This window comes from Enterobacter cloacae complex sp. ECL352 (assembly GCF_020149545.1).
GTDB lineage: Bacteria > Pseudomonadota > Gammaproteobacteria > Enterobacterales > Enterobacteriaceae > Enterobacter > Enterobacter asburiae_B.
The window spans coordinates 628,533-654,429 of the sequence record NZ_CP083709.1 but is presented as its reverse complement, the minus strand read 5'-3'; the positions used below and the strand labels follow the sequence as shown (position 1 = coordinate 654,429).

Annotated in this window: 29 protein-coding genes and 1 tRNA gene; 21 read left to right on the top strand and 9 right to left on the bottom strand. The window is 48.8% G+C overall.

Annotated elements, in window-relative coordinates:
* Positions 1-44: 44 nt before the first annotated feature.
* The gene (gene pagP / locus LBF07_RS03100; RefSeq protein WP_045887840.1) at positions 45-620 is read left to right on the top strand and encodes a lipid IV(A) palmitoyltransferase PagP; all 576 of its coding nucleotides are present in this window, start codon (positions 45-47) and stop codon (positions 618-620) included.
* Here pagP and LBF07_RS03095 read toward each other — a convergent pair.
* The 3 genes from LBF07_RS03095 to LBF07_RS03085 are packed head-to-tail and all read right to left on the bottom strand — an operon-like array spanning position 617 to position 5,726.
* Positions 617-1,582, bottom strand: coding sequence for an acyltransferase (locus tag LBF07_RS03095; protein WP_094934005.1), 966 nt, complete (start codon positions 1,580-1,582; stop codon positions 617-619). The genes pagP and LBF07_RS03095 overlap by 4 nt on opposite strands.
* The gene (locus LBF07_RS03090) at positions 1,579-4,641 is read right to left on the bottom strand and encodes an efflux RND transporter permease subunit (protein WP_094934004.1); all 3,063 of its coding nucleotides are present in this window, start codon (positions 4,639-4,641) and stop codon (positions 1,579-1,581) included. The genes LBF07_RS03095 and LBF07_RS03090 overlap by 4 nt, the downstream gene beginning before the upstream one ends.
* Complete coding sequence (locus tag LBF07_RS03085) at positions 4,641-5,726, bottom strand: efflux RND transporter periplasmic adaptor subunit (RefSeq protein WP_205742257.1); 1,086 nt, start codon at positions 5,724-5,726, stop codon at positions 4,641-4,643. Before LBF07_RS03085 ends, LBF07_RS03090 begins: the two co-directional genes overlap by 1 nt.
* 396 nt (positions 5,727-6,122) lie before the next feature.
* On the opposite strand from LBF07_RS03085, the gene LBF07_RS03080 reads away from it, so the two are divergent.
* From LBF07_RS03080 to ldtA, 3 genes are all read left to right on the top strand, one after another.
* Positions 6,123-6,554 (top strand): universal stress protein, encoded by a 432-nt coding sequence (locus LBF07_RS03080; protein ID WP_028019628.1) that lies wholly within the window; start codon positions 6,123-6,125, stop codon positions 6,552-6,554.
* Between the two features lie 47 nt (positions 6,555-6,601).
* A complete protein-coding gene (locus LBF07_RS03075) occupies positions 6,602-9,295 on the top strand; it encodes a cation-transporting P-type ATPase (RefSeq protein ID WP_094934002.1) in 2,694 nt (897 codons plus the stop codon).
* A gap of 61 nt (positions 9,296-9,356) precedes the next feature.
* On the top strand, positions 9,357-10,253 hold the full coding sequence (ldtA, locus tag LBF07_RS03070) for a L,D-transpeptidase (RefSeq protein WP_094934001.1): 897 nt from the start codon (positions 9,357-9,359) through the stop codon (positions 10,251-10,253).
* Positions 10,254-10,330: 77 nt separating this feature from the next.
* Here ldtA and LBF07_RS03065 read toward each other — a convergent pair.
* A tRNA-Asn gene (locus LBF07_RS03065) sits at positions 10,331-10,406 on the bottom strand.
* 320 nt (positions 10,407-10,726) lie between these two features.
* Here LBF07_RS03065 and nac point away from each other — a divergent pair.
* Positions 10,727-11,644 (top strand): nitrogen assimilation transcriptional regulator NAC, encoded by a 918-nt coding sequence (gene nac / locus LBF07_RS03060; RefSeq protein WP_008499475.1) that lies wholly within the window; start codon positions 10,727-10,729, stop codon positions 11,642-11,644.
* 96 nt (positions 11,645-11,740) lie between these two features.
* The gene (gene cbl / locus LBF07_RS03055) at positions 11,741-12,691 is read left to right on the top strand and encodes an HTH-type transcriptional regulator Cbl (RefSeq protein WP_023336219.1); all 951 of its coding nucleotides are present in this window, start codon (positions 11,741-11,743) and stop codon (positions 12,689-12,691) included.
* Positions 12,692-12,734: 43 nt separating this feature from the next.
* Here the strand turns inward: cbl and LBF07_RS03050 are convergent, their stop codons facing one another.
* The gene (locus LBF07_RS03050) at positions 12,735-13,340 is read right to left on the bottom strand and encodes a glutathione S-transferase family protein (protein WP_224435145.1); all 606 of its coding nucleotides are present in this window, start codon (positions 13,338-13,340) and stop codon (positions 12,735-12,737) included.
* Positions 13,341-13,513: 173 nt separating this feature from the next.
* On the opposite strand from LBF07_RS03050, the gene LBF07_RS03045 reads away from it, so the two are divergent.
* From LBF07_RS03045 to LBF07_RS03035, 3 genes are all read left to right on the top strand, one after another.
* Complete coding sequence (locus tag LBF07_RS03045; protein ID WP_094933999.1) at positions 13,514-14,407, top strand: LysR substrate-binding domain-containing protein; 894 nt, start codon at positions 13,514-13,516, stop codon at positions 14,405-14,407.
* A gap of 176 nt (positions 14,408-14,583) precedes the next feature.
* On the top strand, positions 14,584-14,937 hold the full coding sequence (locus LBF07_RS03040; RefSeq protein ID WP_094933998.1) for a type II toxin-antitoxin system RelE/ParE family toxin: 354 nt from the start codon (positions 14,584-14,586) through the stop codon (positions 14,935-14,937).
* A 4-nt stretch (positions 14,938-14,941) separates the two neighbouring features.
* Complete coding sequence (locus LBF07_RS03035; protein WP_094933997.1) at positions 14,942-15,244, top strand: XRE family transcriptional regulator; 303 nt, start codon at positions 14,942-14,944, stop codon at positions 15,242-15,244.
* A 74-nt stretch (positions 15,245-15,318) separates the two neighbouring features.
* Here the strand turns inward: LBF07_RS03035 and LBF07_RS03030 are convergent, their stop codons facing one another.
* Positions 15,319-16,239: a LysR family transcriptional regulator gene (locus tag LBF07_RS03030; RefSeq protein WP_094933996.1), complete on the bottom strand. Its 921-nt coding sequence runs from the start codon at positions 16,237-16,239 to the stop codon at positions 15,319-15,321.
* A gap of 141 nt (positions 16,240-16,380) precedes the next feature.
* Between LBF07_RS03030 and LBF07_RS03025 the strand changes: the two genes are divergently transcribed.
* The 8 genes from LBF07_RS03025 to LBF07_RS02990 all read left to right on the top strand — a co-directional run bounded on the left by LBF07_RS03025 (position 16,381) and on the right by LBF07_RS02990 (position 20,565).
* Entirely contained in the window at positions 16,381-16,770 is a 390-nt protein-coding gene (locus LBF07_RS03025; RefSeq protein ID WP_094933995.1) for a RidA family protein, read from the top strand.
* A gap of 591 nt (positions 16,771-17,361) precedes the next feature.
* Entirely contained in the window at positions 17,362-18,225 is an 864-nt protein-coding gene (locus LBF07_RS03020; protein WP_016240040.1) for a DUF6387 family protein, read from the top strand.
* A 186-nt stretch (positions 18,226-18,411) separates the two neighbouring features.
* Complete coding sequence (locus LBF07_RS03015; RefSeq protein ID WP_000250489.1) at positions 18,412-18,627, top strand: AlpA family transcriptional regulator; 216 nt, start codon at positions 18,412-18,414, stop codon at positions 18,625-18,627.
* 29 nt (positions 18,628-18,656) lie between these two features.
* Complete coding sequence (locus LBF07_RS03010) at positions 18,657-18,968, top strand: hypothetical protein (protein WP_001515481.1); 312 nt, start codon at positions 18,657-18,659, stop codon at positions 18,966-18,968.
* Positions 18,969-18,982: 14 nt separating this feature from the next.
* Positions 18,983-19,369 carry a hypothetical protein gene (locus tag LBF07_RS03005; RefSeq protein WP_016240041.1) on the top strand — a complete coding sequence of 129 codons (387 nt, stop codon included), beginning with the start codon at positions 18,983-18,985 and terminating at the stop codon, positions 19,367-19,369.
* A gap of 16 nt (positions 19,370-19,385) precedes the next feature.
* The gene (locus LBF07_RS03000) at positions 19,386-19,673 is read left to right on the top strand and encodes a hypothetical protein (RefSeq protein WP_016240042.1); all 288 of its coding nucleotides are present in this window, start codon (positions 19,386-19,388) and stop codon (positions 19,671-19,673) included.
* Positions 19,674-19,763: 90 nt separating this feature from the next.
* Positions 19,764-20,057 carry a hypothetical protein gene (locus LBF07_RS02995; protein WP_000034418.1) on the top strand — a complete coding sequence of 98 codons (294 nt, stop codon included), beginning with the start codon at positions 19,764-19,766 and terminating at the stop codon, positions 20,055-20,057.
* A 112-nt stretch (positions 20,058-20,169) separates the two neighbouring features.
* Positions 20,170-20,565, top strand: coding sequence for a hypothetical protein (locus tag LBF07_RS02990; RefSeq protein ID WP_045910839.1), 396 nt, complete (start codon positions 20,170-20,172; stop codon positions 20,563-20,565).
* A 96-nt stretch (positions 20,566-20,661) separates the two neighbouring features.
* Here LBF07_RS02990 and LBF07_RS02985 read toward each other — a convergent pair whose 3' ends face one another.
* The 3 genes from LBF07_RS02985 to LBF07_RS02975 form a co-directional block, all read right to left on the bottom strand.
* Positions 20,662-20,955, bottom strand: a complete 294-nt coding sequence (locus LBF07_RS02985; RefSeq protein WP_065782198.1) for a hypothetical protein — start codon at positions 20,953-20,955, stop codon at positions 20,662-20,664.
* A gap of 310 nt (positions 20,956-21,265) precedes the next feature.
* The gene (locus LBF07_RS02980) at positions 21,266-22,057 is read right to left on the bottom strand and encodes a hypothetical protein (protein ID WP_014907313.1); all 792 of its coding nucleotides are present in this window, start codon (positions 22,055-22,057) and stop codon (positions 21,266-21,268) included.
* Positions 22,054-22,623: a replication/maintenance protein RepL gene (locus LBF07_RS02975; protein ID WP_001548721.1), complete on the bottom strand. Its 570-nt coding sequence runs from the start codon at positions 22,621-22,623 to the stop codon at positions 22,054-22,056. The genes LBF07_RS02980 and LBF07_RS02975 overlap by 4 nt, the downstream gene beginning before the upstream one ends.
* An 895-nt stretch (positions 22,624-23,518) precedes the next feature.
* On the opposite strand from LBF07_RS02975, the gene LBF07_RS02970 reads away from it, so the two are divergent.
* The 4 genes from LBF07_RS02970 (at position 23,519) to LBF07_RS02955 (ending at position 25,775) form a co-directional block, all read left to right on the top strand.
* Entirely contained in the window at positions 23,519-23,851 is a 333-nt protein-coding gene (locus tag LBF07_RS02970) for a hypothetical protein (RefSeq protein WP_048260928.1), read from the top strand.
* Between the two features lie 505 nt (positions 23,852-24,356).
* The gene (locus LBF07_RS02965; RefSeq protein WP_047369710.1) at positions 24,357-24,923 is read left to right on the top strand and encodes a hypothetical protein; all 567 of its coding nucleotides are present in this window, start codon (positions 24,357-24,359) and stop codon (positions 24,921-24,923) included.
* A 15-nt stretch (positions 24,924-24,938) separates the two neighbouring features.
* Positions 24,939-25,490, top strand: coding sequence for a lipoprotein (locus LBF07_RS02960; RefSeq protein WP_032730749.1), 552 nt, complete (start codon positions 24,939-24,941; stop codon positions 25,488-25,490).
* A gap of 9 nt (positions 25,491-25,499) precedes the next feature.
* A complete protein-coding gene (locus tag LBF07_RS02955; RefSeq protein ID WP_048260929.1) occupies positions 25,500-25,775 on the top strand; it encodes a membrane protein in 276 nt (91 codons plus the stop codon).
* Positions 25,776-25,897: the final 122 nt, after the last annotated feature.

Below are 25,897 nucleotides of genomic sequence, written 5' to 3'. Positions count from 1 at the left end.
ACAGTAATAGTGACTGCTGCGCGAGTTAAGCTGAGGGAATAACGATGCAACGCACCTTTTCGGCATTCTGGATGGTCCTGTTTTTATTCGTCGCACCGCTTCATGCGGAGCCCAACGTCTATGGTGAACAGCGCATCAGCGGCTGGTGGAATGCGCTTACGGATGATATTTCGCAAACCTGGGAAGAGCCCCAACGTTACGATCTGTACCTGCCGTTTCTGAGCTGGCACGCCCGCTTTATGTACGACAAAGAAAAAACGGACAATTACAATGAAATGCCGTGGGGCGGCGGGCTGGGCGTTTCCCGCTATAACGAAGAGGGCAACTGGAGCGCGCTGTTCGCGATGATGTTCAAGGACTCGCACAACGAATGGCAGCCCGCGATGGGCTATGGCTGGGAGAAGGGCTGGTATCTGGATAATGCCAAAGATTTCCGCCTTGGGCTCGGCGCTGCGGCGGGCATCACGGCGCGAGATGATTTTGCAAACTATGTCCCGCTACCGTTCATCTTCCCGCTGTTTTCGGCCGGGTATAAGCGCGTTACCGTCCAGTTCACCTATATTCCCGGAACCTATAACAACGGCAACGTGCTCTTTGCCTGGCTGCGCTTAGGCTTCTAAAGGGTGATCACCTTTTTTGCCACGGCGTTAGACAATACCAGCATGGAGAAGAGAACAGAGGTAATGAAAGTGAGCACAATCAGCGCCAGCTTCATACCGAGAGAGGTCACCGGTATCAGCGCCGTCAGCAGATGAAACACCGAGTAGTGCACAATGTACACGCCGGTCATCGTTTTGCTGATGGCGGCCAGAATGGACTCCTTAAATTCAGCATTGCGGCGAAAGCGCACGCCGTTCGCCGCAATCACCAGGGCAATAATCAGGATGTAGATCTGCGAGCCGGTGAGAATAAAGGCGTTTCTGTCCGCCTTGAACAGCGCGAAGAAGAAGTGGCGCTCGTAAAACCAGGTGAATAGATAGATAAACGGGATAGCGACAACCGCCGCCCTGACCACATTTTTGCGGCTTATCCACTCGGCAATTTTCGGGTCGCAGAAGAGTTGCCCCGTCAGATAGAACAGCAGCCACGTCCACAGCCGATACTGCGGTGAAAGAGAAAGGGCGTGCGCCTCAGGATAGAGCGCCGATAGCAGATCGTATCCGTAAGAAAAGAGCAGCAGGGCGGCAATCGCGCCGCAGAACAGCGCTCGCCGCTGGCTGAGCCACTCCACCGCCGGGTGGAAGGTGTAAATCACTACAAAGGCGAACACGAACCAGGGCTGGATTAAATACCCGCGCTGATAGGGCTCCCACAGGTAGTAGATCGTTATCCAGAACAGAAAAACAGTCACCAGACTTTTAATTTTACCCAGCTGCCAGCGGGTGCCGTGCCGTGATTGTCCGTCGAGATAGCCCGCAACCACAAAAAACAGCGGCGTGGCAATCGTCGAGATAAAGGTTAAAAACCCCAGGATCCAGTGATAGTCATAATCATAACGATCCCAGGTGTTGTAGATGGTAAAGAAGGTCACCGCCGTCATACAGCCCAGCGTCTTGATAATGTTCAGCCCTGTCGCATTCATTGTGGTTTGGCTTCGTCCTTACGATGGAAACACGCATAGATAACGGGGAGTACCAGCAGCGTCAGGATTGTAGCAAACCCCAGTCCAAACATAATCACAACGGCCATGCTCTGGAAGAAAACGTCCAGCAGCAGCGGAGCCAGGCCAAGCACGGTCGTAAACGCGGTGAGCAGAATGGGGCGCAGGCGCGAGGTGGCGGCATAAACGATCGCACTGTGCTGATCCTTTTGCGTTTTCTGCTGCTCGATCTCTTCCACCAGCACGATGCCGTTGCGGATCAGCATGCCGCTCAGGCTCAGCAGACCAATCAGCGCCATAAAGCCAAAGGGAATGCCGGTAAGTAAAAATCCCGGCGTGACGCCAATCAACGCCAGCGGTACGGTCAGCCAGATGGCGACCGCATTTTTCACCGAGCTGAACATCAGCACCGTAATGACAAACATCACCAGATACCCGAGAGGTAGCGTAGTGAATAGCCCCTGCTGCGCTTCGCTGGAGTTTTCCGCGTCGCCCCCCCATTCAATGCTGTAGCCGTGTGGCAGGCTAAGGGCATCAATCTGCGGCTTCACGCGGGCGAGAATGTCCCCGGAGGTTTGCTGGCTCAGCGGGTCCGGGTCCGTCTGCACCGTCAGCACCCGCGAGCGGTCGCGGCGAAGGATGAGCGGATCTTCCCACTCCAGCGAGAAGCGGCTGACGACGTTACTCAGCGGGATATACTGCTGCCGCGTCTGGCTCCACACCAGCACGTTGTTCAGGTGATTGGCGTCCAGCCGTTCGCTCTCAGGCGGGCGCACCACGACCGGGAGCAGGTCGCTGCCTTCCCGATACAGCCCCGCCCGGCTGCCGGAGAAGTTCATCTCCAGCGCGTTATTGACGTCCTGCTTATCTACGCCAAGCTCGCGGCCCAGGGCGGCAACGTACTGTGGGCGGATAACCTTGCTGCGGTTTTGCCAGTCGTTCCTGACGCTGCCCGTGGCAGGGTCGCGCGTGAGAATATCGTCCACCTGGCTGGCTATCAGACGCAGCCTGTCAGGGTCCGGGCCTTTAATGCGCACCTCAATGGCGCTGTCGCCGGAGGGGCCAAACATCACGCGTTTAGTGCTGGCGTTGACCTGCGGATAGTTTCGCGCGATGTACTCATCCACGTGGCGCGTCAGGACGGAGATGTTGCGCTGGTCGTCCATTCTTACCATGATTTGCGCATAGTTGCCGTACTGCCGCTGCCCGCTGTAGGTCAGAATGAAGCGCATACTTCCCTGACCAATGGTTGAGACGGTGGTCTCCACGCCAGGCTGGCCATTGATCGTCTTTTCAATATCGCCGGTCATTTTCTCAGTCCACTTGATATCGGTACCGTAGGGTAACCACAGGTCCACAAAGAAAATCGGCGTATTAGACGACGGGAAAAAGTTTTGCCGTACGGCGCTAAAACCCCAGACAGACGCTGCCAGCAGCGCAGCCATCACAATGAGCGTCGGTGCCTTATGGTGCAGCAGCGTGTTAAGCAGGCGCTGGTAGGCGCGGTAGAGACGTTTGTCGTAAGGATCTGACTCGTCGGTTTTATCGGGCGCGCTGTTGTTTTTAAACAACCACCACTTAATCAGCACCGGGGTGAGGGTGAGCGCCGAAAACCAGCTCAGCATCAGGGAAATCAGCAGCACCTGGAACAGGGATTTACAGTATTCTCCGGTGGAATCCTGCGACAGCCCGATAGGGGCAAACGCCAGGATGGCAATCACCGTCGCCCCCAGCAGCGGCAGGGCGGAGCGGCGGATGATGTAGTTCACGGCGGTTAGCAGCGGGGAGCCCTGCTGTCGGGCAATCAACACCCCTTCGACAATCACTATGGCGTTATCCACCAGCATGCTGAGGGCGATAATCAGCGCCCCGAGCGAGATGCGCTGCAGCTCAATGCCCCACAGATACATAATCAGCAGCGTGCCCAGCACGTTAAGCGCGAGAGAAAACGAGATGATGATCCCGCTGCGTACGCCCATAAAGATCAGCAGCACGCCGATGACAATCGCCAGCGCCATCAGGAAGTTAATAATAAAACCGTTAACGGAGTGGCCCACTTCGGCTGCCTGATCGTAAAACAGGTCTATCCGTATGCCGGCCGGTTTTTCCGCCGACATCTGGCTTAGCTTTGCCTCCAGCGCGTGGCCCACGTCGATAACGTTCACGCCGGGAATAAACGAGACGCCCATGGTGACGGCTTTTTTACCGTTGGCATGGTAGATACTGGCCGGCGATTCGTTCAGCCCGCGCGACAGCGTGGCGATATCCCGCAGACGCGTCGCCGCCCCGGTGCCGGAAGGCGTGATGATGATATCCGCCAGTTCATCAAGATTCTCGAATTCACCGGTCGGGTGCAGGCGAATGGATTCGGTGCCGGAGGTGATTTCTCCGGCGCTGGAAACGACGTTAAGTCTGCTGAGCAGGGCGGAAAGCTGGTTCAGCGTAATGCCGCGCGCGGCCATTTTGGTCAGGGAGATATCGATGTTGACCTGCTGGCTAATGGCCCCGCCGATGGCGACCTTCGCGACGCCGGGTATCAGAATTAACTCCCGGCGCAGCTGCTCCGCATATCTCACCAGCTCAGGATTACTGAATTCATCTCCGGAAATGGCGAAGAAGAAGCCGAACACGTCGCCGAAATCGTCATTCACAAAGGGCGTAACGACGCCGGGCGGGAACTGACGCGAGGCATCGCCCACGCGGCGTCGCAGTTCATCCCAAATCTGCGGCAGCTCGTTCGAGTGATAGCGTGAAGCGATGTTAACGGTGATTTGCGACAGACCGTTTGAAGAGATGGAGCTCACGTTGTCCAGATAAGGCAGCTGCTGAAGGGCATTCTCCAGCGGAAGCGTCACCTCTTCTTCAACCTGCTGAGCGGATGCGCCGGGGTAGTGGGTGACCACCACTGCGGTTTTGATGGTAAAGGCGGGATCTTCCAGCCTGCCGATATTCAACAGGGCGAAAATACCCCCGATGCCCAGCAGCAGGATCGTTAGCCAGACGCGAACAGGGTTATTGATAAATTGACGAGAGATATCCATTACAGTCCCCGTTCACGCGTCCAGATACGCACCGGCTGGTTAGCATGGAGCTCGCCAACGCCTGCGGCCACCACGCGCTCGCCCGCCTTAAGCCCGCTGGTAATCACCACCCCTTCGGTGCTCACTTGCCCCACGCTGACCTTGCGGTCTTCCAGATGCAGCGCATCGCCTTCGCCCGTTACGACCCAGACGTGCGGCTCGTTGCGCGGGCTGTTGTCCGGGTTAAAGACTGCCTCAATCGGTACGACCAGCGCCTGAGCGTCCGCGCCCGCCGGGAGGTTGGTTAAATTGATGGTCACCGTACCGCTTACGCCGCCGACGGCGGGAAAATCATCTGGCCGCGGCATGGTGAGTATCACCTGCCAGGTCAGGGTATTGCTGTCACTGCTGCCGGAGTGCTCTTTGTAGACGGCGGTAAATTCCCGATCCGGCATGGCGTTAATTCTCACCACGGGGCGATACTGCGCGTTGCGGATATCGAAGGTCTTAAACAGGTTTTCAGGAATGCTGAACACCACGTCCAGCAGGTCGGTGCGGGTTAACGTCGCGATGGGCTGACCGGGGGACACCACCTGATGGTTCCGTACGTGTACGCTGGCCGCCGTCCCACTGAAGGGGGCGACGAGCGTCATCTGATTCAGCTCTTCCCGGGCAATCTGTAGCGCCGCATTCGCCGAATCGCGGTTCGCGCGCTGCACGTCCATTTCTGCTTTCGAAATCGCCTGGCGGCCCGCCAGCGTCTGGAAGCGATCGAACTGCCTCTGGGCCAGCGTCGCCGCCGTTTGTCTGTCGTTAACCCGCTGCTGGGCTTCACGGGCGTTCAGTCTGGCAAGCTGTTGCCCCTGTTTGATGGCTGCGCCCTGACGAACATCGAGCGCTTCAATTTGACCTGCGCGCTTGAAGGAAAGGTCTGTGGCATCGCCCGATTCAATGCGGGCGGGAAAAACGCGCTGCTGGGCGTGACCGGGAACCGTCACCTCCGCCACTTTTACCATCCTGGGCAGGGGGGCGGCTTGCTTGGGCTTCGGGTCGCATGCCGTGAGCGTTAACAAAACGAACGGTAAAAGAGAGAGATAGCGGTTCACTGTATTCCCCTAATAAATAACTGTTTTATTTATTCCATAACCTGGACAGGGGTGACACTATTCTGCCAGAACAGTGACGACCATATAGGTAAATAAACCAATCGCCGTGCTGGCGATAATGGCAAGCGCAATAAACATACCCAGACGGATCAGGCTTAAACCATACATAGATTCCTCCATGAGCCGGAAGCAGTAGCTGACTATGAGCATAGTCGGCGAAAAGATAAATGTTAAATAACCATTATCAGTGGGGAAGCGCTAAACCTGATATTCCTGTGCTACGTTTAATATTACTCATCTTTTTTTACCGTAACAGGCATTAAGGGCAACCCCCTGCATTTAATGCGTTTTTTTGCTTCACTCACTCTCGTGTTGGTTATAAAAAGGATGCTCGATATGTATAAAAACATTCTCGTTCCGGTGGATGTCTACGAGACAAGCCTGGCGGATAAAGCGTTGCAGCATGCACAGTTTCTGGCGCAAAGCGCATCGGGTGACATTCATTTGCTGCACGTCATGCCCAAATTTTCAGCCGAGCTGACGCGTGGTTTTATTTCAGATGCGCGCAAAATGGATGAATATATGATTAATAATTCGAAAGAAAAGCTGTCTGACCTGGTCAAAAAATTGAATCTGCCTGAAGAGCGTGTTCATCTCCACGTCCGTAGCGGAAATGTTCGTGATGAGGTTATTAAGCTGGCGGATGAACTTGCTGCTGGCGCGATTATTGTCGGCTCGCGAAATCCAAATATTCAAACCCATTTGTTAGGATCGGAGGCGGCAAGTATTGTTCGTTACGCTCATGTTCCTGTTTTCGTTATTCGTTAATTACAGAGAAGCAAGGTGATTTCTGAATAGAACCTGAGGAAGGAACGATGAAAACAGGAAAACCTGAACGTCCGTATTATCAACAAACCGTTGACGAAACCCTGTCGAATATCCACTCCACCCTGGAAGGCCTTAGCGGCACAGAGGCATCAGCCCGACTTCAGCAGCATGGTGAGAATGCGCTACCGCAAAAAAAGGGCAAACCCGCCTGGCTGCGCTTCCTGGCGCATTTTAACGACGTATTGATTTACGTTCTGCTGGTGGCCGCGTTGCTTAAGCTCTTTATGGGCCACTGGGTAGACATGTTTGTGATCCTTGGGGTTGCCATCATTAACGCGCTGATTGGCCATATTCAGGAGAGCAATGCTGAAAAGTCGTTGCAGAGTATTCGCAATATGCTCTCCAGCGAAGCCGTGGTGGTACGACAGGGGAATCATGAAACGATCCCCACCGCGGCGCTGGTTCCGGGAGATATCGTGGTGATCCGCGCCGGGGATCGTATCCCTGCGGACCTGCGCGTGATTGAGGCGCATAACCTGCGCGTGGAGGAGGCCATTCTGACCGGCGAATCCACCGTTGTTGAGAAAAACAGCGACGCGTTAAGCGGGGAACTGCCCTTAGGTGACCGGTATAATCTGCTCTATTCAGGCACCACCGTCAGCTCCGGCGGCGGTAAAGGCGTGGTGGTGGCAACCGGGGGTGAGACCGAGCTGGGCCACATCAATCAGATGATGTCCGACATTGAAAAGCACCGCACGCCGCTGATGGTGCAGATGGACAAGCTCGGTAAGACCATCTTCATCACTATCCTGGTGATGATGGTGGCGCTGTTTGTCTTTAGCCTCCTGTTCCGGGATATGCCGGTTTCTGAACTGGTGCTGTCGCTTATCAGCCTCGCCGTTGCCGCCGTGCCGGAAGGCCTGCCGGCCATCATTTCCATCATCCTTTCGCTTGGCGTACAGGCCATGGCGCGTCGCAAGGCCATCATTCGCAAGCTGCCTACGGTGGAAACGCTTGGGGCGATGACGGTCATCTGCTCGGATAAAACCGGCACCCTGACGATGAATGAAATGACGGTCAAAGCGGTGATTACCGCTGACACGACCTATCGCGTGGAGGGCGACAGCTACGAACCGGTGGGGAATATTCACCCCGTAGATGACCCAACGCCCGTTAGCGTAACGCAGGGTTCCCTGCTGGAACGCTACCTGCGCACCATTGACCTTTGTAATGACAGCCAGCTGATCAAAGACGAGCAGGGGCTGTGGAAAATCACCGGGGGCCCAACCGAGGGCGCGCTGAAGGTGCTGGCGGTGAAAATTCCGCTCCCACCGCTCGATACCGAAATGCGCAGCAAAATCCCGTTTGATTCACAGTATAAATACATGTCCACGCTGTACCGGCTGGGCGATGAAGAGGTGATTTTAATCACCGGCGCGCCGGACGTCCTGTTCCGCCTCTGCCAGTACCAGCAGACGAATGACGGACTGCAGCCGTTCGATCAGCCCTACTGGGAAGGGAAGATTGAAGAGTATGCCCGGGAAGGTCTGCGCATGGTGGCTGCGGCATGGAAACCTGCCCGCGAGGGACAGCGCGAGCTGGATCACCCGGACCTGCATGATGGCGTGATCCTGCTGGGTATTGCAGGCATGATGGATCCGCCGCGTCCGGAGGCGATTACCGCCATTGCCGACTGTCTGCAGGCCGGGATCCGCGTGAAAATGATCACTGGTGACCACCCGCAAACGGCAATGAGCATTGGGCAAATGTTGGGGATTGGTAACGCCGCAAGCGCTATCACCGGACGTGAGCTGGAGGCGATGGACGATCGTCAGCTGAGCGACGCCGCACAGCAGTACGATATTTTCGCCCGAACCAGCCCGGAGGATAAGTTCCGCCTTGTGCAGGCCCTGCAAAGTAAGCAGGAAGTCGTGGGCATGACCGGGGATGGCGTAAATGATGCCCCAGCGCTCAAGCGGGCGGATGTGGGTATCGCCATGGGGATTAAGGGGACGGAAGTCACCAAGGAAGCCGCCGACATGGTGTTAACGGATGACAACTTTGCCACCATTGCCAGCGCGGTGCACGAGGGACGCCGGGTTTACGACAACCTGAAAAAGACCATTCTGTTCGTTATCCCCAGCAACATCGCGCAGGCTCTGCTGATCATCATCGCGCTGCTGGCGGGGAACCTGATCCCGCTGACGCCGGTCCTGATCCTGTGGATGAACATGGCGACGTCGGCAACGCTGTCGTTTGGCCTGGCGTTTGAAGCGGGTGAGAAGGACATCATGAACCGGCCACCGCGCAAGGCGAATCTCCATGTGATGGACGGCTATGCCATCTGGCGCGTGGTGTTTGTCGGTCTGATGATTGCCATCAGCGCCTTCGTGCTGGAGGCCTGGCTACAGCCGCGCGGCTACTCGGCAGAATTTATCCGCACCGTGCTGCTGCAAACCCTGGTCACTGCGCAGTGGTTCTACATGCTCAACTGCCGCGTTAATGACGGCTTCTCGCTGAGCAAAGGCCTGCTGGCGAACAAAGGGATTTGGATCGTGAGCGGCGTACTGCTGGCGTTACAGCTTCTTATCATTTACGCACCGTTCATGCAGATGCTGTTTGGCACCGAAGCGCTGCCGTTCCGCTACTGGGTCATCACCTTCCTCATTGGTTTTGTGATGTTCCTTATTGTCGAGGCGGAGAAAGTGCTGACGCGCAGGTGGCGCAAAACCGAGGCGTGATAGCGTAAACTGAGAAAGCCTGCCTGAGTTCGGGCTTTCTCTTTTTTGAGCGCAGAAAACTATGATTCGACTTACCTGGTTCGTCCTTACGCTGTGTGCCGCTGTACCCGGTGCGTTTGCCGTAACCTATACGCTTCCGCCGGAAGGCAGTCGTCTGGTGGGAAACCCGATTATCATCACCGTTCCCGAAGGCAACACGCTGCCTCTGGAAGCCTTTGCCGCGCAGTACGGGCAGGGGCTGAGCAACCTGCTGGAAGCCAACCCGGGGGTGGATCCTTTTTTGCCCAAACCTGGCACCCGGCTGGTGATACCCCAGCAGCTCATTTTGCCTGACACCGTACGAGAGGGCATTATCGTTAACGCGGCAGAAATGCGCCTTTACTATTACCCGCCAGGCGGTAACACCGTTGAAGTGCTGCCCATCGGCATCGGTCAGGCCGGGCGCGAAACCCCGCGTAACTGGGTGACGGCCGTTGAGCGTAAGCAGGAGGGGCCAACCTGGTCTCCGACGCCGAATACGCGCCGCGCCTATGCGGCAGAAGGGAAAACGCTGCCGGCATTCGTGCCCGCCGGGCCGGATAACCCGATGGGGCTGTATGCGATTTACATTGGCAGGCTGTATGCCATTCACGGCACAAACTCGAATTTCGGCATCGGGCTGCGGGTAAGTCAGGGCTGTATTCGTCTGCGTAATAACGACATCAAGTATCTTTTCGATAATGTTCCCGTAGGAACTCGCGTGCAGCTTATCGACAGGCCGGTTAAAGTCACCACCGAGCCGGACGGCAGCCGCTGGGTGGAAGTTCACGAGCCATTATCACGTAACCGCGCGGAGTTTGAATCGACCAGTAAAGTGCCGCTGCCTATTTCAGCCGCGCAGCGAACGCAGCTGATAAACGAGGGTGCGGGCGCTGAGCTGGAACGGCGGTCGGGGATGCCGGTTAAGATCGGCATGTGAGGTGATTTTCGCCACCCGACAATTTTACCAGATACAGAAAAGCAAAAAGCCTGCTTTAAAAGCAGGCTTTTCAAATTTGGCTCCTCTGACTGGACTCGAACCAGTGACATACGGATTAACAGTCCGCCGTTCTACCGACTGAACTACAGAGGAATCGTGTGAACGGGGCGCATATTATCGACCTGCGTTCGCCTTGTCAAAGGGTGGATCAACGCCTTTTGATCGTTTGCTGACAAAATCGGCAAAGTGATGTTTTTGACAGCGGAATGCACCGTCATGGTGCGGGTATACCCCTAATGGGGCAGATCATAAACTGCTGTTTCGGTAATAAAACCCCCCTCTGTAATTAGGTTTCCTTATTTTCAGGCGCTTAGCGAACAATTTAGACCGCCTGGTAAAAGTGGCATTCATATTGCAAAACCTGTTCAACAACGACAGCCGGTTCCGGCACAGCATTTCGAACAGGGGGCAAAATGAACTTAAGACGACTGAAATACTTCGTAAAAATCGTCGATATCGGCAGCCTGACTCAAGCGGCAGAAGTGCTGCATATCGCGCAGCCTGCGCTGAGCCAGCAGGTGGCTACTCTGGAAGGCGAGATGGATCAGCAGCTGTTGATCCGCACCAAACGCGGCGTCACGCCAACGGAAGCAGGCAAGATCCTGTATACCCATGCGCGCACCATCCTTCGCCAGTGTGAACAGGCGCAGCTGGCGGTGAATAACGTGGGCCAGACCCTGAGCGGGCACGTTTCTATCGGCCTGGCGCCAGGAACGGCCGCGTCCTCTATTACCATGCCGCTGCTGCAGGCTGTTCGCGCTGAGCTGCCAGAAGTGCTGGTGTATCTGCACGAAAACAGCGGTTCCGTGCTGAATGACAAACTGCTCAACGGCCAGCTGGATATGGCGGTCCTTTACGATCGCTCCCCGGTCGCCGGCATCACCAGCCAGCCGCTGCTGAAAGAAGATCTCTACCTCGTGGGGACACGCGACTGTCCGGGCCAGAGCGTAGATCTTACCGCCGTGGCAGAGATGAACCTTTATCTGCCGCGCGACTACAGCGCCGTGCGCGTGCGCGTGGACGAAGCGTTCTCCCTGCGCCGCCTGACGGCCAAAATCATCGGCGAAATTGACTCAATCTCCACGCTCACCGCGGCCATTGCCAGCGGCATGGGTGTGACGGTTCTGCCGGAATCCGCAGCACGCTCGCTGTGCAGCGCGGCGAACGGCTGGATGGCGCGCATCACCACGCCTTCGATGAGCCTGCCGCTGTCGCTGAATATGTCTGCACGCGGTTCGCTGTCACCGCAGGCGCAGGCGGTAAAAGAGATTTTGATGTCGCTGGTCAGCAAGCCGTCGCTTGAGAACCGTGAACTCCAGCTTGTGAGCTGATATTCCATAAAAGCATAAGATGCTGGTTTTTATTATTTGTTCTGCAGCGCGGCTGACTCTAACAATAGAGCTATGTCAGAAGCGCCGGAGTGAATCGTGAATTTCCAGCAACTTAAAATTATCCGTGAGGCGGCCAGGCGGGACTACAACCTGACCGAGGTCGCCAATATGCTTTATACCTCTCAGTCCGGCGTCAGCCGCCACATCCGCGAGCTGGAAGAGGAGCTGGGTATAGAGATCTTTATCCGTCGCGGCAAGCGGCTGCTCGGCATGACGGAGCCGGGTAAGGCTTTGCTCACCATCGCTGAGCGGATCCTCAACGAGGCCAGTAACGTGCGTCGTCTGGCGGATCTCTTCACCAATGACGCCTCGGGCGTACTCACCATCGCCACCACCCACACCCAGGCGCGCTACAGCCTGCCGCCAGTGATTAAAGCGTTCCGCGAACTTTTTCCCGACGTCCGTCTGGAGCTCATCCAGGGCACGCCGCAGGAAATTGAAGTGCTGCTGCAAAACGGTGGGGCGGATATCGGCATTGCCAGCGAACGCCTGAGCAACGACCCGCTGCTGGTGGCGTTCCCCTGGTTCCGCTGGTACCACAGCTTATTACTCCCGGTCGATCATCCGCTGAATCAGGTTTCCCCTCTGACGCTGGAAGACGTCGCGAAATGGCCGCTGATTACTTACCGCCAGGGGATCACCGGACGCTCGCGCATAGACGAGGCCTTCAACCGCAAAGGGCTAACGCCGGACGTGGTGCTGAGCGCGCAGGATTCTGACGTGATCAAAACCTACGTCGAGCTGGGTCTCGGCATTGGTCTGGTGGCGGAACAGTCCAGCGGAGAACGCGAGGACGGGAACCTGGTGCGTCTTGATACGCGTCATCTGTTCGACGCCAATACCGTATGGCTTGGCCTGAAGCGCGGGCAGCTGCAGCGAAACTATGTGTGGCGCTTTATCGAACTCTGCAACGCCGGGCTGTCGGTGGATGAGATTAAACGCCAGGTGATGGAGCCGGAAGAAGTGGCGATTGATTATCAGATTTAGGCGCTGATTTGCCCGGTAGCGCTGCGCTGACCGGGCTCATCGCTTAGTTGAACGGATATTTTTTAAAGACCGCCTGTGATTCAAATGATTCGGCAAACGCCTGAATCTCTCTAAAATCCGCTGCGTTAACGACGTGCGGGATCATCGACTGAATAAACGTCCAGACAACCGTGCTCGTGACGGCAACCTGATCGGGAACGGCGGAGGCCGGACGAATCTCCAGCAAGATATTCCATTCCCGGCAGGCCGCCAGCAGCTGAGTTGTAATGCGCTCGACCCATAAAGCGTGCTGCTTTTCCACCGGGCGCTGGTTGTGCTCATACACATTTTGCACGGCTTTCTCAGCGGCGGCGAGGATAAAGCCCAGCGTCTGAAGATCGTTTGCCAGCGCATCCGGCTCGACGGGCAGAAGTCTCCGCTCGAGGGGGGCCTGAGCCTCAAAATAGTTAAGTATCAGCGACGAGTCCATCAGCCGTATTCCGTTATCCAGAATCAGCGTCGGCGCTTTTACCGCGGGGTTGATTCGGGAGAACGCTTCGAAAGTGCTGAATACCGACAGCGGCTGACTTTCAAACTCAACGCCATAAAGCTCAAGGGAAATCGCCACGCGCCGAACATAAGGTGAATCCATCATGCCAACAAGCTTAATCATCGTTCCCGTTTTCCTGTCTCTGTGAAATAACGCGTCATTGAAGAGGATGAACAGACAGTACAATACAAACTTCCTGGCGAATATCTTCAGTATCTTACCGTAAAGGTTAGTATTACTGACATGTGGGCAAGTTGCCGTTATACATCCAGCGCGGATAAGGGAGTGCTTTCATGTCGGATTTTCCACCCATTGCCAGTTTGCGAAGCTTTGAAGCCGTCGCCCGTCTTGGCAGCGTGACGCTGGCGGCGAAAGAACTCCACGTTACCCATTCCGCTATCAGCCAGCAGATCAAACTGCTGGAGGAGATGGTGGGCGTTAAGCTCTTTATCCGTCAGGGAAGTGGGGTGCAGATTAACGAAGAAGGGCGGCTCTATGCCCTTCAGGTACGCGAGGCGCTGAACCATATCGCAGATGCCACCCGGCTCGTGCAGGTGAAGCCGAGAAAGCAGGAGCTGACGCTGGCAATGGTGCCGTCTTTTGGATGCCACTGGCTGTTGCCGCGCCTGGAACACTTTCGGGCGAAATATCCGCTTATCACCCTTCGGATCCAGGCCAGCCTGACGGTCACCAGCCTGCAGCAGGAAGGAACAGATATCGCGATACGGATGGGGAAAGGAAACTGGGAAGGGAGCGAAAGCCATTACCTTTTTTCCGATGAGCTTATTGTTGTGGCCGCACCCGGCTATAACGGCGGCGAGCTGCCCGCTACGCCGGCTGAGATTGCAAAGAGTCATATTATTTTTTCCATGGAGTCATGGAAAACGTGGTGCGTGAATGCGGGGCTGGAGAAAGAGATCGTGCCTGGCGGTTTATGCATTAACGACTCCAATATCATTATCGAAGCTGTTCGGCTCGGGAAAGGGATCGCGCTGGAGCGCCGCTCTCTGGTTCAGGATGCCATCACCCGGGGGGAACTGGTCCAGCTAACCTCCATCACCGCGCCGTATCCCTGGCCTTACTGGCTGGTGACAGCGCGGTCAACGGAGACGAAGCCGGAGGTGGCTCTTTTTGTCGCGTGGCTGGATGAGGAAGTGGCGGCCTGGCGGCAGTTGGTGGGCTGCTGAACTTTTTCCGATGCTGCTCGTAACAAAATGAATATCCAACAAGGGATACATAGAATTACTCCGGCACGCATTCAGAATTTCCGTAACCCCACAAGATTCTGCTTTTCCATCTCTGCATAATCACTGCTATAGCTTTGCACATATATAGCTTTTGATCTATATTGGATGGGGGTCTTGTGTGGGCAATTAACACGACGGACAGGTTTGATCGCTGGTTCACATCGCTTGACGATACCGATCGCGCCAGCGTACTTGCAGCACTGCTTGTTTTGCGAGAGAAGGGGCCGGGTTTATCGAGACCCTACGCTGATACGCTTAAAGGCTCCCGTCACAGCAACATGAAAGAGCTACGTATTCAGAGTAAGGGCGATCCATTACGGGCGTTTTTCGCCTTTGACCCAAACCGTACTGGCATCATACTTTGTGCGGGCAATAAGGTCGGCAATGAAAGGCGATTCTACGATGAGATGCTTCTCGTTGCTGACCGGGAATTCACTCACTGGCTGAATATATTAAAAGAGAGGGAATAGCGCGATGGGAAGAACCCTTGAGCAGCTTATAGCGGATGAAAAGCCGGAGGTTGTCGCCAGCGCTCAGGCGCTAGCAACGGATATTTTGCTCAACATTCATCTTGCTGAGTTACGCGAGAAAGTACAAAAAACGCAGGTAGAAATGGCGCAGGCGTTGGGTATCAGGCAACCTACCGTTGCGGTAATGGAAAAGCCCGGGCGCGATTTGAAACTCTCTTCTCTCAAGCGCTACGTTGAGGCTGCGGGCGGAAAGCTGCGGCTTGATGTGGAGCTGCCGGATGGCTCGCACTATGAGTTTGTGCTGTAGGGCAGAAAAGCAAAAAACCTGCTTCAAAACCGCCAGCATGACCGTCACTCGCGGTGATGAACGAATAGATGCAGTTACTTATGGGTAGAAGTGGGGACATGCTGCTGCATCAATTCAACGATCCAATCAATAAAAACGCGCAGTTTGGCGTTAACGTGGCGGTTCGGCGGAAAGGCCAGGTACAGGGGCATTGGGTTGATACGCCAGTCTTCAAATAGCGGAATCAAGGAGCCACAAGCCTGATGTGCTGTCGCCATATAGACGGGTAGCGCAATCACGCCTAATCCCGCGAGCCCGGCTTCGAGGTAGGAATTGCCATCATCCACTGCAAGCACGTAGCTGCCCGTGATTTCAATATGTTCGCTCTCACCGTGCAGTACCAGAGGATCAACCTTACCGGTGCGTGAGGAGAAGAATCCCACTATGCGATGGTCCGTGTTTTCCAGCTCTCGCGGATGCGCAGGTGCGCCGAGGCGTTCCACATAGCTCGGTGCGACGTAAACACCGATTTGCAAATCGCCAACATGGCGTGCGATCAGGGACTGGTCGTTGATTTCCCCGCCGCGCACGACGCAATCCACGTTGTCGCCGATCAGATCCACCACCCGGTCACTCACGCCCAGGTCGAACTGGATATCAGGGTAGCGCGCGTGAAAAGCCGGTAACGCGGGCACCAGCACCAGGCGTGCAAGCGGAGTGGGCACGTCTACCCGTAGTCGGCCCCGGGGCGCCATCGTCGCACTGGACAGGCTGTTTTCAGCATCTTCCATGTCCGCCAGCAGGCGGATGACGCGCTCGTAGTAGACCGCGCCATCAGGAGTCACACCGAGCCTGCGGGTGGTGCGATGGAGCAGCTTGACGCGCAGGCGCGCTTCCAGCTGTTGAATAAGCTGCGTCACCGTGGTTTTGCTCATATGAAGCGTTTGGGCAGCCCTGGTGAAACTGCCTGCTTCCACCACGCGAGCAAAGGCGCGCATCGCATCGAAACGATCCATCCCAAGTCCTCTTCTTTCGCCGATTGTTTGGATATTACAAACAATGAGGGACAAAGTCGCTTGTTTATCCGCCCGAGCTGGCACCTGTACAGTGTCTTTATGTTCACCGGGCAGATTTCGCCCCATTACAGAGGCACAAACATGACAACACGCGAAGCCGTTTTTCCCTTCAATCGGCAGGCGCTCTACGAGCGCAACCGGTATTCACCCGCCATCAAATCTAACGGCTTCCTGTTTGTTTCGGGACAGGTAGGTAGCCGGGAGGATGGTTCGCCTGAAGAGGATCTCAACGCGCAGATCCGGCTGGCATTCGAAAACCTTAATGCTGTTCTCGCAGCTGCGGGCTGCACGTTCGGGGACGTGGTTGACGTTACCCTCTTTGTCGTCGATCCCGAGTCAAACCTCGACGCTATCTGGAGTATACTGCCAGAATATTGGGGGGAAGCGCCTTACCCTACGTTGACCGGGATCGGCGTGACGTGGCTATACGGATTCCAGTTTGAGATTAAGGTGATTGCCAGGCTGCCCTAAGCGTTACGGGTCTTTCCGCTAGTCGAGAATAAGACAGAGGAAAAATGCTGAAAGCAGCGGTTTACTGCGCCAGTGGTGATGCGCTGACCGGGCATACAGTTCCGTAGGTCGGGTAAGCGCAGCACCACCAGAAAATTGTCGAGACGCAGAAAAGCAAAAAGCCTGCTTCAAAAGCAGGCTTTTCAAATTTGGCTCCTCTGACTGGACTCGAACTTCATCTACATCTCCTGTTATTACTGACTTTGTTAAATATAGCCATATTTTTACCAACATATTTACCATCATTATTGTTTTCTTGTGGTAAAAATGTCAATTAAAAACAATTGGTTGTTGTCATAATCATCTGACTATACGTATCTAAATTTGCTTTCATTATCAACAGGATGTTGTCGTTATTTTTGTTAAAATAAATGATGAAAAACAATTGGTTATTTTTTATTAAATAAATCATGTTTAGTCAAGGTGAAAGCACTGACCTTCAAGGTCACTTACTGTGCTCACACCATTTTGAAAACCCGCTCCTCTTTTCCACTTTCTCTATCATGTTGAATGGGCTAACGTTTAGGAAACACAAAAGCAATCGGTAGAACAATGACTACACAAAAGGAAATGGAAGAAATCAGGGCAGCGTTATCTTGGTTTGATGTACGCCGATATGATGGCCTGAAAGACCTCACCTTAGAACAAATCTATGCAGAGCTTGAAAGACGGATGTTGGCTTACAAAACAAGACAACAATGGGAAACAGCAGGCAAAGATAATCAAATGCAAGCGATATACCATGATGCCACAATCCGATGTGGTGATGTGATACTTAAATCAGACTGGATTTCAGACAATCACAGACTGTCGCATAGCTATGCTGTAAGACCAATGACCAGAGTTCAATTGTTCAACTATGGGCGGGCTATGTATCGGCTGGAGACTTCAGAGCAAACAGACCCTGTTGCAGTGAGTTCCGACTACATCTCTGAGTATCTGAAACAAGGAGGCATGAACCCTGCTAACAAGATGCTGATTGAAATTGACTTGGAAGAAGCCAGCAGTGACGATCTCGCAGAACATCTGAAAGTACTGATTGCTCTATGGCAAAAGCACCTGAAAACGCCTAAACCCCCGAAACGAAAATTTAGGTTTGGTCATAAGACCTTTGAAAGAATACTTGATTACAAAGTCATCCCTTTGATGGATTTGATCTCATGGGAACAGCTCTACAACGAAGGTAAGAATATACCTTTCACCATTTTAGCTGACATCCTGCATGGTAATAATGGGGTCAGAAGTAGTGAGAACATCAAAGATACTGATTATGATTACGCGAAAAGTTATCTTGATAACGATGAGTACTTCAAGGTTTTAAATGATTTTTACATTAAAAATAATATGTTGAAGGATTGGGGTATCGTTGATGTGATAACAGTTAACGATAAATCCTCGGATAAAAACAAAAAGTAAACACAAGGGATGTTCACAACCTGCGAACATCCCTAAAAAGTGTATCCCTCCAAAAATTTCCGCGAAACTCACGGTTGGTGAACATCCCTAGTTTAGAACTAGCCAAAATCCTAGAATTATCTCCATCGAACAACATACTAAAAAACGAAATATCCAAGATATTACGTAAAAAAAACAGGAGATAATATGGTTCAAAACAAAACAGATAAACATCCGAAACTGATTCGTTTGCCAGAAGTAAAAAGAAGAACAGGGTTTGGTAAAACGTGGATATATACCTTAATAAGAGCGGGTAAATTTCCTAAGCAAGTAAAAACCGGATTGCGCTCTATAGCATTTATTGAAAGTGAGATTGATGAATGGATTTACAAAATCATTTCTGATTCTCGCAATCATATCTAAAAAAGTTTATTAAATAATGAGAGGTTAAGATGAAAAGTAAAAACGTACTGCCTTGTGTGGTGACTGTTACGAATGATGAGACAGAAGTATTTATGGAAATGGCAATAAATAACTTTAGAAAACATCTTCAGGTCATGATTGATTGTATGGGAAATGATTATGAGCGTCATTTTAAAGACCGACTTTATATTGAAGAAGTGATTGGAAAAGTGATCGAACGAACAAAACAAGAGTTTGCTGAATCAATGAAAGATAATAAAGGGAAAGAATATTATCTGTTCTTGGATGAGGTGAGAAGGAATCTGAGAGTTATTTATTCTGCGTATCGTACTAACTATTAATGAGAGAGGTGAATATGAACGAAAAATGTTTAGGCTGGAATGAAATACCCGTTAAAATATCCGCAAGTAATGCTGAGACAGCAAACTTTGCTACTGATGTTGTAAATGTCTACAATGAGTTTATACATTACTTATATTACAATCTAAGGGAGGATGCATTTCTGAAAAAAATGAAGGATGGATTTTACAGGGAGATATTCATAATGGATATTATTAATCTCACGTTACAGGAATGGTTTGAAAGTCCTGAAGAGATAAAGATTAAACACATATCAGTCCCGGAGGTTAAAACTATACTAAGTAGCTATCATGAGTTTTTGATTAAATGCTTTAATGGTGATGATTATGTTCGTTATTACAAAAAAGTAGAAATCAGCGCAAATAAACAGTCTGTGATGTAAAATAAGAGGTGATGAGATGAGTGAAAAACTGATAAAAGAATCAAGAAAAGTATTCCTGCACCTTGCTGAGTTATTTTATGAAATGAGAATAAATACGCTGAAGGAAACACGGCCTAATGAAGCAGAGATGTTAATGGAGGATGATGCATTCATGGATAGTATTTATAAGGATTGTATCAAAAATGCAAGCGCATCTTTTAAAAAGGTAGTCAGATGGGAGTACTTTGAACAAGGGCATTCAGTAAAAATGGTTGATAAGGAGGTGGTGTTGATAACATTACGTGTTAATCACAAACGAAGATAAAAAGGTTATTTAATAAATCATTTTTAGCCTCATTCATGGGGCGAAAAAATAAAAAAGAAAACAAATATCATTTAATAGTGAGGCGTAACCATGAGTAAAATTTTTGAAATTAAAAGTGTATCTACAGAAACGTTTTATAATATTGCAGAGCGTTCGTTTGAGGCTAGTTGGAAGGTTATGCAGGATATGGCCTCTGATAATGTCTCATACTTGGTATATGATGCGGATTTTATGTGTGTTTTCATCGGCAATGTTATTGAGCATATCAGTAAAAATTTTTACATCATTATCCAATGTGAATGTCTGGAAGGAAAGCTTGAAGAAGTAAACTTTGAAGAGGTAGCGGAACGTCTGGTCCGGCATTCATGGGAGTTTTGTAAATAATATCAAAATAAAAATAGATTAAGAAATCATGGGCAGAGTTGTTATCTACTCACTGATTTAGATTATGTGGCCCCGTAATGGGGCTGTACATCGATTACAAGAGGAATATGATATGAATGATGTGGTATTATACGAAAAAAATGAATCAATGTTTTTTGCCATTTGCACGGTCTTATCATTATATTGCGATTTCATATACGAAATAGCATATGGATTTCATAATGAAGCGGTAATGATCATTGAAAATGAAAAGTGTGCGGGACAGGCACTTAAAATACAAATAAACAATCTATTCGATGATTTCGATTACTACAAAAAAGTGAATGGGACAGGAAAAGAAAAACGGGAAGATATAGATGAAAAAGAACTCTTTAACAAAGTAATGGCAGCACATAACCAAGGAGTAAAAGCGCTAATCATGAAGAATCTTGAGGCCAATCTTCGAGAGAAAGAGGAAGGTTCTGAATATTGGAAGTTAAAAATATTTAATAGGTTTAATGGGATATAGAAGTCAATGTAGGCTTCTATATATTCAGATAAAGGAAGTAGTCATGATCTTTATCTCATCGGAGAAAGTGTTTTTCATGGCTGGATATTTAAAAAATTATTTTATTTTGTTTTTCATTATTTTTTCGACTTCTTTTTTTTGTGATGTAGATAAATTCCTTTTAATCTCTTTCATTTTGTTTTTAAAATTAAGATTATCTCTTTCATCATGCAAGGACTTCATTTTATTATATGCTTCGTCACTGAAAGGATTAAAATCATCATCTGTTTTTTCATCTAAGTAAGAAGAAAGGAAGCATCTATCAAAATAATTTTTTCTAAGCGCATCGTAAATTTTAGCACTATCAATAATTGTTTCATCTTCTGGTTCTTTTTTTATATGGTCTGTCATGTTGACTCCTCTTATTTTTAGTGGATTGTGTATATATTTTATTTTAAGGGATTGGTTCAAAGTGTCAAATTTAATGGAGAGGCATGGTTTTAATTTAATTATCTATTTTTCTTGTCATGTCTCTATAATTTAGCCTTGCTGAATAACCTCGTTCAATAAACTGTGTTTTATCGTAGCTATAAAGATAATCTGCATCGATTCTTCCACAAGACTTACAAAAAGAGTATTCCCATCTCAAGTTGCATTTCTTAGAAACAGAAAACCTCTCTGTCATTTCTCTACCACATGAACATTGCATATCATACCTCTCTTATTTGTTTTTATAGCTTTCAAAAATTAGTGCTCCAGAAAGATCATAGAGTTCAACCTTGCCGACTTTACCTTCATCATTTTTGATGGACATTCTTATTAATCGGGAATCATGATATTTTTCTAATAAATCAGGTTTATTGGCTAGGTATTTTGCTATTACAGCGCCGCTTTTTATATAGTCGAAGCTGGAACATATTGTTCTTTTGAACTCTACATCAGTTAGACCGCTTTCCATGATCTTTCTTGCAATGAGTGATTTTAACGGACGATCAAATTCTTCACGCTCCTTACTCTTTTGCTCCTCTTGTTGTTTACGTCTTAGTTGGTTGAGTAAGTTAATTTTATCTCTTTCTAGTTGTAATTTTCTCTCTTTATCTTGAATGATGTTTTTAACTACGGATGATGGAATAACTTTGATATTATTAGACCAATATCGATATGGATTATGCATCTGAATGCTTTCTACGGTTGAGCGAATTTTATCTACATTAATATTTTTATCAAAGGAAACAATTCGGGCATTACCATTTTTTGAGATGAGTTTAGACGTGTTCTCAAGCTTCGTATCATTTTTTAAATTAAATGACTCTACAATAGCGTTATGTTCTTCATGATAGAAGGATTGTTTCTTACTATCAATATAACATCCAAGATAGTAATTTAGACTAAACTCTTCGATACCAAATGTTTCCTCAAGCATAGTCATTTGTTCCGCTAAGATGTCAAGTATATCGGTTTTCGATAATCTTTCATAAAGTTTTATTTCAAGTGATCCGGGTAAGTATTTCATTTCTTCACCTTATTATTACTGGGTTTATTAGAGTTACTGCTGGAAAGATAATATGTTTTCATAAATGTTAAACGGTCGCCATTAAACATATAGTCTGGATTAATGAAGTAATAGTTCTGTATCATGGTCTCTGCAATAAACTTCTTGTCAGCAAGTTCTTTCATGCCTTTGAAATATGTTGTTCTGGATATTTTTACGACATCTTGATCAACAATATCGTATGACATCAAAATAGTATCAGTATCCTTATTATCTCTGATAGCAAGATAAAGGATCTTGAAAACTTTTTTACCCGATGAAGACAGTCCTTCAATAGCAGATACTCCGTCAACATAAAGTTTCACGAACTGTGTCTTATCAACCTCCATAGCCTGATAGAAACCGCCATTACCAACTTGCTCTCCAGTATTTTCATTAATTAATGCTAATCGATCTTTTCCTGTAGTAATACGTCTGACTCCAGTTTTTGTATGTAGACTTGTATCATTAAGAAATGGGTTTTTAGTATGACGTGGGAGACCTCTTCTTGATTTCTTTACTTCAGTTTGTATCTTATTTTCTATCATGGTATTTACTCCTTTATTTTTTTAGTTATACATTTAAGTAAATACAATATTTTGCGTGCAAGTCAATACTTAAAGTTTATATTTTTTAAAATAACTAACACTTGATGTTTTTACTTATGAAACTTGTAGTGCTACATAATATATATAAATAACACTTTATCATTTTTATTTGAGAATACTTATCAACTTAAGTACCGGGATTCGGGACTTTAACTCCCGGATGTCGGTACTTGGTTTTGAGCTATAGCTGCCCTGAGAGCATTTTCCTTCTTCATTATTCAATTAGTGAAGTTGAGAACAACTATGCAGAGGCATTTCAAGGGTATAGTTTAACTATTTATTGCATTGGTTTCCTCTCTTCAATTTATATCTCAGCGAAGTGATTTTTTTCTACAATCACGAACCGCTGCTTTTATTATACGAACTTAATTAATTTTTCTTTCACTTAATCTGGCGGCTACGCCGCAATTCTTTATGGATAAATCCATCATTAACAGGGATGAACCCTGTTTCAGCAATGTGATTGTTCAAGACAATCACTAAGTGCTGCTTCTATGAATATAGTTTTCCTATGCGTTTAAGAGCAAATGCTATATGTTTTAGTGCTAATACTATTATGGTATATAAGATCATATATATCTTATTATGATTAAAAGAACAAAAATTGATCCTTTTGGCTTTTCCCTCAAACATAGCAAATACCATTGTCAAATCGTTAAATATATTTTACAGCGTTAGGGCGTAGCCGTGCGTCAGCACATGAGCGTTAGCTCATAAGATAAATATCTTTTCAAAAGAATAATAAAAACAGGTAGAACGTTTATTAAATGAGTTAAATTTGATTTTTACCGATTCGATATGGTATTAAATAATAAAAAAAGAAGGAAAATAAAGGATGAACAACATTAAGATTAATACGCTCTTTCATACAAATAAAAAAATACCATTTATGACTTGTATTGTTAAAGATGTTGAAGAAAATGAACAAGGAATAAAACTCACTTTGGAAAGTGGTGATAATATCCATGTCAAAGATTATGGCTATTTCTTCTTATCAGAATCAGCAAATGAGTTTGATCAGGAACGAATGATTAATACATACAGAAGATTGATTTCTGAACTCAGCCAAGTTAGCGAAGAAACAATAGAGTCCTTAGTTCCGAAGATATCGAATAATATGAAAACCAATTTCCCGGCAAGTGGTGTGAGTGCTTTGGAAGATGATTGAAAAGTCTGAATGGTAGCTACCATTCCATATGAAACAGTATATTAAAACATGCGTTGCATACAGGTTTTTACAACACCATATCTGAAGATAGCTACATTACCTGAGATCTAACAATACCTGTCTGCGTAATGGTCGACAGGGTATTATCTGTTCCGACCTATACCTTTCTATCTCCATCCATGTGCAAACAGCTACTGACATGGCTCTTCGTGTACATTACACCTCTTATTGATCGATATAAAAGATCAATAAACTGCATTTGATAGATTTTAACTATCAAATTAGCGTCAATTGATCGGTGTTTTAATTGTTTATATCGATCGATTATAGATATATGATAGTTCTGATCTATCAAATGATTTGAATTCGATCGATACAAACGATATGACGAACAGAAAAATAAATTGAATCCTATCAATTGATTAATGCTTTTTTACAGCCCAGAGAGACCAACCTATGGGTAGGGCTGTCTTTGACATAAAGTTTCCACACATTGGGGATAGATATGAAATTACGGATAGTGATGCCTCTACTGCTGTCTGCTGCCGCACTGACAGGATGCCAGCAGCTCAACGATGGTGTGAATACAGTTAATGGAGCAATCAGTTCTTCGTTGTCTTCAGTAGGTAAAGCGCTGGGGGGCACCGCCACCACTCAAAGCCTTGGCCCGGTATCGTCTGTATCTGGCCTTGGTGCTGTCTGCAAAGACTATGAAGAAAACGCAATGGCGGCAGAGAAACAGTGGACTGGCAAAAGGATCTCTATCACCAATGCCACTGTTCTGGAAGTTACGAAGGGCAGAAGTGCCAGCGATATGATGACGGGAATGCCCAAAACAGCCCCTAACTATTACCTGCTCTTTAAAACAGCCGATACAAGCTACTGCGGTGGCATGGTATGGCTGGATTACTACTCTGGTATTGATGATGCAGTTCTTACCTATAAGAAAGGCCAGAAAATCAGCGTCACCGGAACGGTAAACAATTTCGAAGTCCGTGGATTCGCTACCGTCAACAATGCCGATATGCCAGTTCGTCTCGTTGTTCTGAGAAACGGCACAATCAACCATTAACTCTGGGATAACACTATGCGTAAATTTTTACTCGTGGCGGGTCTTGCTGCTCTTGTATCGGGATGCGGTGAAAAAGGCGACTTTGAGAAAGCGATCAACGCAAAAATATCACAATCAAAGCTGTGCTACTCCCTGCAGGACAACGATATTGTATTCAACAAAGGTTTTCCGATTAAGGTTAACCGTGGCTACCGTTCTGCCGGATACAGTGCCAGTGATGAAATCCTGAAAGGACTTGCTGAACAAGGGCTGCTCACTGTTTCACAACAGGCAAATGGGTTTAGCAGTGTCGATGTTCTGGAAGTAACAGACAAAGGCCAAGCGGTTGAGTTTTGGGATCGTAAAAATGGTGCCTGTATTGGTCATCGTGCGGTTGCTGAGATAAAGGAATGGACTGAACCGGGAAACGGTAATCAGAAAATTGTTCGCGTGTCTTATACATGGAAGTTGGCGGATGTTCCTGCATGGGTGGACAAAAAAGCGTTCTCCAGCGTCAAGGGTATGAATGAACCTGAAGACGGCATGATTAATCTTGTTAAAACCAGCAATGGCTGGAAAGCGATCTAAGGGGCTATCATGGAAAACAATACCATCAAGTGTCCATTTTGCCTGAAAGAAAGCCAAAGGGGTGTCCATGTCTGCACCGGCTGCATGGCGACGGTTCTGTATGGAACCTTCCCCGGCTGGTATGCTTTCGTGGTTATATTATTGGCCTTCGGCCTGTCTATACTGATCGGAATGTCTACAGGTATGGCGGGAGCTACTATCAGCCTACCAATCATTGCTGCTGTTGGGTTTATAGCTGGTAAGGCGATATTCTCTGATAATGTTGTGTTTAGAAGAAGGATGTAATCAGACTTAATACAGGAAACCATACCATTGACTTATCTAGGTATGGTTTTTTTGTATGTAAAAAGTTGAAACTGATACAACAAACAATTACAGACAGACTGATCTGTGCCATAAGTGGACAA